We start from the raw sequence: 10,085 nt of genomic DNA on the forward strand, positions 1-10,085 counted from the left end.
GCCCCGCGAAGAGCGCCGTCCTGAAATTCTTTGTTGTTTGCGTCTAGCTCAGTAGCCGCAGGACGCGCAGTTCATCTGCACCGGGGCGTAATAGGAATAACCCGGCGAGACCATCTCGACGCGCTGCCGGGTGGCGTATTGCGGCGGGATGCGCTCGTACTGGACGCTGGGCGGCGCGACCATCACGGTCTGCGGCACCATCACGGTGCGGTACTGCGCCGGCGTGCGGTGCGCGACCACGGAGCCGGGCGAGACCATCACGGTCTCGTCGACGGTGCGGTATTGCGGCGGCACATATTGTTGCTGGTAGCAGGTCGTGCACGGCGGCGGCGTGTAGCAATTGTAGCAGCCGGCGGAGGCCGCGCCCGTCATGGAAATGGCGGCGACGGCCGTTGAGAAAACGACAGCGAGAGTACGAGACATTGCGGTGGTGCCCCAGTTGCCCGAAACGGATCTGCGAAGGTCGCGGGAGTATACGGCGCAAAACCTTGCCTTGCCGAACTTCGTCGAGGCATCCTTAATGCGAACGATCGATCGCGGCGGAGCGGTAAGAACTCATTGACCACGCGCATTAACGCGCGGGATGTTTTGCGCGGGGGTGCGCATGACAGCGAGTCCGCGATCGGACATCGCCGCGGCACTCGTTCGAGCATAATTTGCAGTTCATCCTCGTTCCATGTTCGAGCTTTCAACGCCTCGCTGCTCTTTCCAGAAACTCCAACAGCGAGGGATCGGTCTCCTCGAGTTCGACGAAGCGACGGCGCAGCTCATCGGCGATTTCAGCGGTGGCATCGCGCGACCATCCCTCCGCGGTATTGAAGGCCACGATACGTGCGGGATGGAGATATTGCCCTTCGGCGAGATGTCTGAGCAGGGTCGCGCGATTGGCGTCCTCCTCGGCCGTCTCGCACCAAGCCCGGCCCAGGCGGCGGCCGAAATCATCGAGCACAAGATAGACGTCCCGGTCTGTCGTGATTTGCGGCACGAGTGATGGAGAATGACTCATGGCTAACTCCGCTATTGGCAATCCGAACCTTTGCGGACGAACCTCGATACGGCGACCGCCTCGGCTGAATTCGGAAAAATGGATTTCGACGATTTTTCTTAGGATGGCACGATTAAATAAAAATAAAAACAAAATTAATAAAAATTAAATAGGAAAATGTGGACAATGCACTAAGTTGATGATGCCTGGCGGGCGAGCCCGCACGTCGGGTGCCCACTGAGCAAACGGCTCCCGCTCCCACCCCAACCAGCCCCACGCCCTAGGGAGGCGGGGGCCGTTCTTTCCCGATCTCCGTTCCGGCTACTTCCTGCAACGGCGCATCCGGGTGGTCGCACGGAGCCGCGAGGCGTTCCGAAGATCGCCGATCCAGGCCAGTGGCGCCGATGCCGCCTACTTCGGACGCCGCTTGACCTCGCGCACCGCACCGCGCGCGGCACTGGTGGTGAGCGCGGCGTAAGCCTGCAGCGCGGTCGAGACGTTGCGCTTGCGGCCTTGCGCCTGCCAGGCGGCATCGCCCTTCGCCTCCTCCGCGGCGCGGCGCTTGGCGAGCTCCTCGTCGGAGACCTCGAGGCTGATGCTGCGGTTCGGGATGTCGATGGCGATGATGTCGCCCGTCCGCACCAGACCGATATTGCCGCCTTCGGCGGCCTCCGGCGACAGATGGCCGATCGACAGGCCGGAGGAGCCGCCGGAGAAGCGGCCGTCGGTGACGAGCGCACAGGCTTTGCCGAGGCCCATCGATTTCAGATAGCTGGTCGGATACAGCATCTCCTGCATGCCGGGGCCGCCGCGAGGGCCTTCATAGATGATGACCACGACCTCGCCGGCGACGACCTTGCCGCCCAGGATGCCTTCGACCGCCGCGTCCTGGCTTTCGAACACGCGCGCTGGGCCGGAGAATTTCAGGATCGAGGCATCGACGCCGGCGGTCTTCACGATGCAGCCGTCCTGCGCGAGATTGCCGTAGAGCACGGCGAGACCGCCGTCCTTGCTGAAGGCGTGCGCGAGATCGCGCACGACGCCCTTCTCGCGGTCGGCGTCGAGCTCGTCGTAGCGGCGCTCCTGGCTGAAGGCGACTTGCGTGGGGATGCCGCCGGGCGAAGCGCGATAGAAGGTCCGGACCGTCTCACTCTTGGTGCGCTTGATGTCCCAGCGCTCCAGCGCCTCGTTCATGGTCGGCGCGTGCACGGTCGTAACAGAGGTGTCGATCAGCCCGGCGCGGTCGAGCTCGCCGAGGATGCCCATGATGCCGCCGGCACGGTGCACGTCCTCGACATGCACGTCGGCGACGGAAGGCGCGACCTTGCAGAGCACGGGCACGCGGCGCGACAGACGGTCGATGTCCTTCATGGTGAAGGCGACCTGCCCCTCATGGGCGGCAGCCAAGAGATGCAGCACGGTGTTGGTCGAGCCGCCCATCGCGATATCGAGCGTCATCGCGTTTTCGAACGCCTTGAAATTCGCGATGTTGCGCGGCAGCACGGAGGCATCGTCCTGCTCGTAATAACGGCGGACCAGATCGACGATGGTGTGGCCGGCCTCGACGAACAGGCGCTTGCGGTCGGCATGGGTTGCGACCACCGAGCCGTTGCCGGGCAGCGCGAGGCCGAGCGCCTCGGTGAGGCAGTTCATGGAATTGGCGGTGAACATGCCCGAGCAGGAGCCGCAGGTCGGGCACGCCGAGCGCTCGATCACCTTGACGTCCTCGTCGCTGACCTTGCTATCGGCGGCGGCCACCATGGCGTCGATGAGGTCGACCGCCTTGGTCTTGCCGGCCAGCTTGACCTTGCCGGCCTCCATCGGCCCGCCCGAGACGAACACGGCGGGGATGTTGAGCCTGAGCGCGGCCATCAGCATGCCGGGCGTGATCTTGTCGCAATTGGAGATGCAGACGAGGCCGTCGGCGCAATGCGCGTTGGCCATGTACTCGACGCTGTCGGCGATCAGCTCGCGCGACGGCAGGCTGTAGAGCATGCCGTCATGGCCCATGGCGATGCCGTCATCGACCGCGATGGTGTTGAACTCTTTCGCCACGCCGCCGGCCTGCTCGATCTCGCGCGCCACGAGCTGGCCGAGGTCCTTCAGATGCACGTGGCCGGGCACGAATTGGGTGAAGGAGTTGACCACCGCGATGATCGGCTTGCCGAAATCGGCGTCCTTCATGCCCGTCGCGCGCCAGAGGCCGCGGGCGCCCGCCATGTTGCGGCCGTGGGTGGTGGTGCGGGAGCGATAGGCTGGCATGGCGGTTTCCGTCCTCGGGTTTGCGTCGGCCGGGGCGGGAAAATGTGGAGCCACCTCAGGCCTTTCCGGCCGGATAGCGCACGGACCCGGCGGGCGCAACGGGAACTTGGGTTGGACAGGGCTCCCCTGCTCCCGGCGCGGGGGGCTCGTCGCTCACTCTCTGTCATTCCGGGGCGATGCGCAGCATCGAACCCGGAATCCATCGGGCGGCAGCACCCGCAGGACAATGGATTCCGGGTTCGCGCCTTTCGGCGCGCCCCGGAATGACGGCGGGGGGCGTCGGAGCCCCTATTGCAGCGTCGGATCGAGCCGGTCGCGCAGCCAGTCGCCGATCACAGAGACCGCCAGGGTGGTGACCACGATGGTCGTCGCCGGCGCCAGCATGATCCAGGGGGCCCGGGTCAGATATTCCCGGCCGTAGCCGACCATGTTGCCGAGGCTGGTCATCGGCGGCTGCACGCCGAGGCCGAGGAAGGACAGGCCTGACTCCATCAGGATCACCTCGGGGAACACGAGCGTGGTCGAGACGATCAAGGTCGAGGCGATGTTGGGCAGGATGTGCCGGAGGTAGATCCGCGACGGCGTCGCCCCTAGCTGGCGGACGGCAGCGGCGTAGCCCTGCGCATTGGCGGATATGGCAAGGCCCCGCGCGATGCGGGCGTAGCGCTCCCAGCCGAACAGGCCCATCAGCCCGACCAAGAGCGGCAACGAGTTGCCGAAGAAGGCCAGCACGGCCAGCGCCATGATCAGGAAGGGCATGCTGGCCTGGAAGTCGGTCAGCATCAGCACGAGTTGCTCGACGAACCCACGAAAATGCGCGGCGAGGAAGCCGAGGGTGGTCCCGACCACGGCCGAGATTGCGGTCGCGCCGAACGCGATCAGGAGCGAGATGCGGATCGAGACGAGCAGCCGCGACAGCACGTCCCGGCCAAGCTCGTCGGTGCCAAGCCAGTGCGCGGCATTGCCGGGCGCAGCAAGCCGGTTGCGCAGGTCGAGCTGCGTGAAGCCGTAAGGCGCGATCTTCTCCGCAAAGGCCGCGATCAGCAGCATCGCGACGATCCAGGTGATCGCCAGCGCGACCGAGACCGGAATGGCCGGCAGGCTGAAGCGGCGTGAAAACGCCTTGCTATCCTTCAGGGTCGCGTCGGTCATGCATGGGCTCCCTTGCTGCGCAGGCGCGGGTCGAGGAAGCCGTAAAGGAAGTCGACGATCAGATTGGACGTCACCATGGTCATCGCAACCAGCAGCAGGATGCATTGCACGACGGCGAGATCGCGGTTGGCAACCGCGACGACGAGAAGCCGCCCTACTCCCGGCCAGGCGAACACGCTCTCGACCACGACTGCGCCTGCGATCAGCGTGCCCACCATGAAGCCGAGGATGGTGACGGTCGGGATCGCTGCATTCGGCAGTGCATGCGAGGTCACCACCTTGCGCCACGGCACGCCTTTTGCGGATGCGGTTCGGATATAGGGCTGGCCCAGCACCTCCAGCATGGCGCTGCGGGTGAAGCGCGCCAGCACCGCCGCGCCGCCGAGACTGAGCGTTGCGATCGGCAGGATGGCGTGGCGCCAGCTGTCCTGCCCGCCCGAAGGGAGCCAGCCGAGCTGCACGGCGAAGACGAGCACCAGCAGCAGCGCGAGCACGAAGCTCGGCACGGTAAAGCCGGCGACCGCCGTCATCATCACGGCGCGGTCGATGCCCGAGCCGCGATGCAGCGCGGCGTAGATGCCGGCGGGCACGCCGAGCGCGACCTTGAAGAAGAACGCCGGCAGCGTCAGCGCCAGCGTCGCCGGGATGCGTTCCAGCACCAGCTCGATCGCGGGCCGGCCGTCGCGCATGGAGCGGCCGAGCTCGCCCTTGGCGATGGCGCCGAAATAATCGAAATATTGGGCCCAAATGGGATCATCGAGGCCCCACGCCTTGCGGAATGCCGCGAGCACCTCCGGCGGCGCTTCCGGCCCCAGGATCATCAGTGCGGGATCGCCTGACAGCCGCAACACGATGAAGGCGAAGGTCACGACGAGCACGATCGTGAGCGCGGCGCGTCCGATCCGAATAGCGAAATAACGTCCCATCAGGCGGCGTCCCGTGTCGCAGCGCCGGTGACGAGATGGCAGGCGACCTGCCGGTCGCCGCCGACGGCGGACAGCGCCGGCACCTCGCTCGCGCAGCGCGCGATGGCGCGCGGACAGCGCGGATGGAAGGCGCAGCCCGTGGGGCGCGCGGCCGGATTCGGCGGATCGCCCGACAGCACGATCCGGCCCGCACTGCGGCGGCCCGGCGCGGGCGAGGCCGAGACCAGCGCCTGGGTGTAAGGATGCTCGGGCCGCGCGAACAGATCGTCCGCGCTGCCGATCTCGACGATGCGGCCGAGATACATCACGGCGACGACGTTGCTGATCTGCCTGACGACGCGCAAATCGTGGCTGATGAAGAGCAGCGTCAGCGACAGCTGCGCCTGGAGATCGCAAAGCAGGTTCACCACCTGCGCCTGGATCGAGACGTCGAGCGCGCTGACCGGCTCGTCGCAGACCAGGAAATCCGGTTTCGTGGCCAGCGCCCGCGCCAGCACGATGCGCTGACGCTGCCCGCCGGAGAGCGCGCCGGGATAGCGCGCACCATGCGCCGGCGTCAGTTCGACGGCGCGCAAGAGCTCGCGGACGCGCTCGTCGCGCATCGCAGGCGTGCCGAGGCCGTGAATGTCGAGCGGCTCGCGAATCTGCGTGGCGACCGGCAGCCGCCGGTCGAGTGCACCGAGCGGATCCTGGAAGATCATCTGCATCCGCGCGCGCTGCGCACGCCACGCCGTTGTCCCAAGCGCGGCCATCGGCTTGCCGTCGAACCGCACCGCGCCGCTGTCAGGCGGCTCGAGGCCGAGCACGATGCGGCCCGTGGTGGATTTGCCCGAACCGGATTCGCCGACGAGACCGAGCGTCTGGCCCCTTGGAATCGTCAGCGACACGCCGTCGACGGCATGCACGGCCGCAGCTCGCCCGAACATTCCGGACCGCATCGCATAGGTGCGCGAGATCGCGGAGACCTCGACGAGCGGCGGACTCATTCGGCGGCAATCCCGAGCAGCGCGCGGCGCGAGGTCTCGGCACGGACGCAGGCTACGCTGCGATCATCGGCGATCGGCGCGAGGGGCGGCGCCGCAAGGCCGCATGCTTCCGCGACAAGCGCGCAGCGCGGCGCGAAGGCGCAGCCGCCGGGCATGTGCGCGGGATCAGGCACCGTGCCGGGGATAGCGGTGAGGCGCCGCCGCGGACCATCGAGCGGCGGCAGCGCGCCGATCAATCCTTGCGCGTAGGGATGCACGGGATCGGCGAACAGCTGGTTGCTCGGGGCCTGCTCGACGATGCAGCCGGCATACATCACCGCGACGCGGTCGCAATTCTCCGCGACGACGCCGAGGTCGTGGCTGATCAGCACCATGGCCATGCCGAGCTCGCGGCGGACAGTTGAAAGCAGCTCCAGGATCTGCGCCTGGATGGTGGCATCGAGCGCCGTGGTCGGCTCGTCCGCGATGAGGAGATCGGGATTGCCGGCCAGCGCCATCGCGATCATGATGCGCTGGACCTGGCCGCCGGAGAATTCGTGCGGATAGGCCTCGAGCCGGCGGCCAGCGTCGGGAATGCCGACGAGATCGAGCAGCCGCCGCGCCTCCGCCTTCACGGCGTTGCCTTGGAGATCGCGATGCAGCGCCAGCGCTTCGCAAAGCTGCCTGCGGATGGTCAGCACCGGGTTGAGCGCGCTCGCCGGATCCTGGAAGATCATGGCGATACGCCCGCCCCTGACCTGATCGAGCTCGGCGGCCGGTGCGCCGAGAATCTGGCGCCCGTCGAGCCGCACCGAGCCAGAGACTTGCGCATGGCGCGGCAACAGGCCGAGCGCGGCGAGCCACGTCACCGATTTGCCGGAGCCGGACTCGCCGACGAGGCCGATGGCCTCGCCCTTCTGCAAGGCAATGTCGACGCCGCGCAGGACCGGCACGCCATTGAAGGCGACGCGCAAGTCCTCGATGCTGACCAGCGGCTTCACCTTTAGACCTCGAAATTGCCGGCGCGGAAATCCATCGCGAAGGCGGGCGCTGCCTTCCACTTGATCGATTTCGGCTTGGCCGTGAAGGTCGCGTTCTGGTGCAGCACCGTGTAGGCGGGATCTTCACGCTCGGCGATCTCCAGCATGCGGCGGAACGCCTTCTTGCGCGCGGCACGGTCGGTCGAGGTCTCCAGGAATTCGGAGAGCGTGTTCAGCTCGGCATTGGTCCATTCGCCGATCTGCTGCTGCTGGCCGTTGGGGCCGTGCTGGGCGACCAGCGACGACACCGGATCGTTGAAGGCGGCCGAGTTCGACCAGTCGCGCACGGCGCGTGCCGGCCCGCGCTCCATGATCTGCGACCAGTTCTCCTTGGTCTCGATCTGCACGTTGAGCCCGACCGATTTCCACATCTCGACCAGGATCTGCGCGGTCGCGACCTGGTTGGTGTAGTAGTTGTTGAGCAGGCGGTACGGGATCGGGTCGCCCTTATAATTGGCCTGCTTGAGCAGATCCTGCGCCAGCTTCGGATCATAGGCCGGCACGTTCCAGTCGGCGTTGAACATGTCGCCGTAGAATTCCCATTGCAGACCCTTCGGCACACGGGTGCGGCCGGCCCACAGGCTGTCGACGATCGCCTGGCGATCGATCGCGTGAGTGAAGGCGCGCCGCACCAGCGGATTGGCGAGCACGGCGTGGTTCTTGTCGAACACGGTAAGGCGATGATTCTGAATCGTGCCGCCCTGCACTTCGAAGGCGGAATTCTTCTCGATGCCGGCAATCTGGTCCGGCGGGATGTCGCAGGCGAACTGGTATTCGCCCGAGAGCAGTCCGTTGAGGCGGCTCGCGACCTCAGGCACTTCGAGGAAGCGGATGCGCTTGAGCGGCGGCCGGCCGCCCCAATATTCGTCGTGGGCTTCCAGCGTCAGCGAGACGTCCGGCTTGAGCTCGACGACCCTGTAGGGGCCGGTCGTCACCGGCTTGCGGGCCCAGTCGAGATAGCTCGCCGCCTCTTCCCAGGCGCGGCGGTTCATGATGTCGGAGCCGTAGCGCGACAGCCGGCCTTCGATCGTGACGTCGGGCGTCGCGTTGTAGAAGCGCACCGTGTACTTGTCGACGGCATCGACGCGCACCAGGTCCGGCCAGATGCGGCGGGCGACCGCGGGGACGTCCGGCGGCAGCTCCTTGCCCGGGCGCGGCGTCGGGATCTTCTCGAACGCCTTGATGGTGGAGCGGTTTTTGGCCTCGGTCTCGCCGAACATGCGCTCGCGGCTGAAGGTGAAGACGACGTCTTCCGCCGTTAGCTCGTCGCCATTGTGGAACTTGACGCCCTGGCGCAGCTTCACCTCGACGGTCTGGTCGTCGATGCGGCGCCATTCGGTGGCAAGGCCCGGCACAGCTTCGAGCTTGCCGCGCCAGTTCTTGGAGATCAGGCCTTCCCAGATCGAGGAGAAGAACACGCGCTCGCCGACATTGGACTGCTCACGCAGCACGTCGAGCACGTTCGCATTCGTGACCTTCTGCACGGCGACCGTCACCGACGGACGGTTGTCGGCTTGCGCGATGGCAAAACGCGGCAGCAGCAAGGTGCTTGCGGCGGCGCCGCCGGATTTCAGGATGGTGCGACGGGTGAGCTTGCTCATGAGGATAACCCCTGCCCTGTGTGATGTCGGTTATTCGGCGAGACCGAGCGCGGCGAGATGCGCCGCGCCCTTGCGGACATCGTCGTGGTTGCGGAGTTCGAGGATCAGCCGCGGATTCGACGTCAGCCGTCTTAGCGTGCGGAATACGGCGACCCAGGGAATGTTGCCCTCGCCCGGCGCCCAGTGCCGGTCGGCAAAGCCGTCGGTGTCCTGCAGGTGCACATGCGTCAGCATGTCGCCGGCGGTCTCGACGTAATAGTCGACCGGCGGCGCGCCGGTGGAGATGTGCGCATAATTGGCGTGCCCGGTGTCGAGCGAGACGCGGACCTTGCTGCTTTCCAACGCCTTGGCGAGGCGCACGCGGTCGCGTGGATCCTTGTCCTCGATGTTCTCGATGACGATCTCGCAGCCGATCGTCTCGGCACGCGCAATCACCTCGGCGAGCGTCGCCTTGACTCGCTCGACGATATTGGCGCGGTTGTCGGGATAGAGATCGAGATTGTTGTGGTCCCAGGTCGTGAACGGCGAGTGGATCACCATCTGCGTCGCACCGAGGAACTCGGCGGCCTCGAGGCCCTGCAGCAGGCGCTTCGTTACGGCCTGGCGGATCATCGGATCGTGGCTGTCGATCTTGAAGCCCCAGAACGGACCATGGATGCCGAGCCGGCCGGTGTGACCGGTGAGCATCTGCTTGATCTCGCCGGCAGTTGCGCGCCAGTCGCTATCGAGCAGATCGGCGCGGAAGAAGTCCTGGATTTCCAGATCGCGCTGCTTTTCGAGAAGCCAGTCACGATGCGCGGGGATCGATTTGATGGACAATGCGGCGCCCAGCACCGGCTTCGACATGGCATGCTCCTTCGTCGTCAGCGATGACGGGGAGCAGCGCTAGACCAGTTCAATGACAAGCCGGTGAAATGCGTCTTCCGCAGCGTGGACGAGATGTGGACATCCTGCCCGCGCGTGCAGCGGTTCAAGCAGCAGCGATCGCGACGAGCGATGCCGAATGGGCACATGGCAAGCGCTATCGTGTCCGTAGTGATCCGGAATGGAATCCTAGCCGTGCTTCGCGTACATCGCGGGACATCGATCGGCGGCCACTTCCACGGGCATCACCCTCTGATCGCGCTACATGGGGTTGGGGGACCACATGGGGC

9 protein-coding genes are annotated in these 10,085 nt (G+C 66.2%); all 9 read right to left on the reverse strand.

What is annotated here, in order from left to right; all coding sequences use genetic code 11:
- Nucleotides 1–48 precede the first annotated feature (48 nt).
- Nucleotides 49–372, reverse strand: a complete 324-nt coding sequence (locus I6F12_RS10500) for a hypothetical protein (protein WP_036028057.1) — start codon at nucleotides 370–372, stop codon at nucleotides 49–51.
- Between the two features lie 316 nt (nucleotides 373–688).
- Nucleotides 689–1,138: a hypothetical protein gene (locus I6F12_RS10505; protein ID WP_225112899.1), complete on the reverse strand. Its 450-nt coding sequence runs from the start codon at nucleotides 1,136–1,138 to the stop codon at nucleotides 689–691.
- A 258-nt stretch (nucleotides 1,139–1,396) separates the two neighbouring features.
- On the reverse strand, nucleotides 1,397–3,247 hold the full coding sequence (gene ilvD / locus I6F12_RS10510) for a dihydroxy-acid dehydratase (RefSeq protein ID WP_109143722.1): 1,851 nt from the start codon (nucleotides 3,245–3,247) through the stop codon (nucleotides 1,397–1,399).
- Between the two features lie 288 nt (nucleotides 3,248–3,535).
- Nucleotides 3,536–4,399: an ABC transporter permease gene (locus I6F12_RS10515; protein ID WP_225150614.1), complete on the reverse strand. Its 864-nt coding sequence runs from the start codon at nucleotides 4,397–4,399 to the stop codon at nucleotides 3,536–3,538.
- The gene (locus I6F12_RS10520) at nucleotides 4,396–5,325 is read right to left on the reverse strand and encodes an ABC transporter permease (protein WP_192893206.1); all 930 of its coding nucleotides are present in this window, start codon (nucleotides 5,323–5,325) and stop codon (nucleotides 4,396–4,398) included. Before I6F12_RS10520 ends, I6F12_RS10515 begins: the two co-directional genes overlap by 4 nt.
- Nucleotides 5,325–6,311, reverse strand: coding sequence for an ABC transporter ATP-binding protein (locus I6F12_RS10525; protein WP_225156125.1), 987 nt, complete (start codon nucleotides 6,309–6,311; stop codon nucleotides 5,325–5,327). The genes I6F12_RS10520 and I6F12_RS10525 overlap by 1 nt, the downstream gene beginning before the upstream one ends.
- The gene (locus I6F12_RS10530; protein WP_225156126.1) at nucleotides 6,308–7,291 is read right to left on the reverse strand and encodes an ABC transporter ATP-binding protein; all 984 of its coding nucleotides are present in this window, start codon (nucleotides 7,289–7,291) and stop codon (nucleotides 6,308–6,310) included. Before I6F12_RS10530 ends, I6F12_RS10525 begins: the two co-directional genes overlap by 4 nt.
- 2 nt (nucleotides 7,292–7,293) lie before the next feature.
- Nucleotides 7,294–8,931, reverse strand: a complete 1,638-nt coding sequence (locus I6F12_RS10535) for an ABC transporter substrate-binding protein (RefSeq protein WP_225156127.1) — start codon at nucleotides 8,929–8,931, stop codon at nucleotides 7,294–7,296.
- 30 nt (nucleotides 8,932–8,961) lie between these two features.
- Complete coding sequence (locus tag I6F12_RS10540; protein ID WP_225156128.1) at nucleotides 8,962–9,777, reverse strand: sugar phosphate isomerase/epimerase family protein; 816 nt, start codon at nucleotides 9,775–9,777, stop codon at nucleotides 8,962–8,964.
- Nucleotides 9,778–10,085 lie beyond the last annotated feature (308 nt).

This window comes from Bradyrhizobium sp. IC4059 (assembly GCF_020193615.1).
GTDB lineage: Bacteria > Pseudomonadota > Alphaproteobacteria > Rhizobiales > Xanthobacteraceae > Bradyrhizobium > Bradyrhizobium yuanmingense.

Coding starts and splice junctions, on each gene's coding strand:
- I6F12_RS10520 (WP_192893206.1), bottom strand. CDS start 5,325: ATGGGACGTTATTTCGCTATTCGGATCGGACGCGCCGCGCTCACGATC.
- I6F12_RS10540 (WP_225156128.1), bottom strand. CDS start 9,777: ATGTCGAAGCCGGTGCTGGGCGCCGCATTGTCCATCAAATCGATCCCC.
- I6F12_RS10500 (WP_036028057.1), bottom strand. CDS start 372: ATGACGGGCGCGGCCTCCGCCGGCTGCTACAATTGCTACACGCCGCCG.
- I6F12_RS10535 (WP_225156127.1), bottom strand. CDS start 8,931: ATGAGCAAGCTCACCCGTCGCACCATCCTGAAATCCGGCGGCGCCGCC.
- I6F12_RS10515 (WP_225150614.1), bottom strand. CDS start 4,399: ATGACCGACGCGACCCTGAAGGATAGCAAGGCGTTTTCACGCCGCTTC.
- ilvD (WP_109143722.1), bottom strand. CDS start 3,247: ATGCCAGCCTATCGCTCCCGCACCACCACCCACGGCCGCAACATGGCG.
- I6F12_RS10525 (WP_225156125.1), bottom strand. CDS start 6,311: ATGAGTCCGCCGCTCGTCGAGGTCTCCGCGATCTCGCGCACCTATGCG.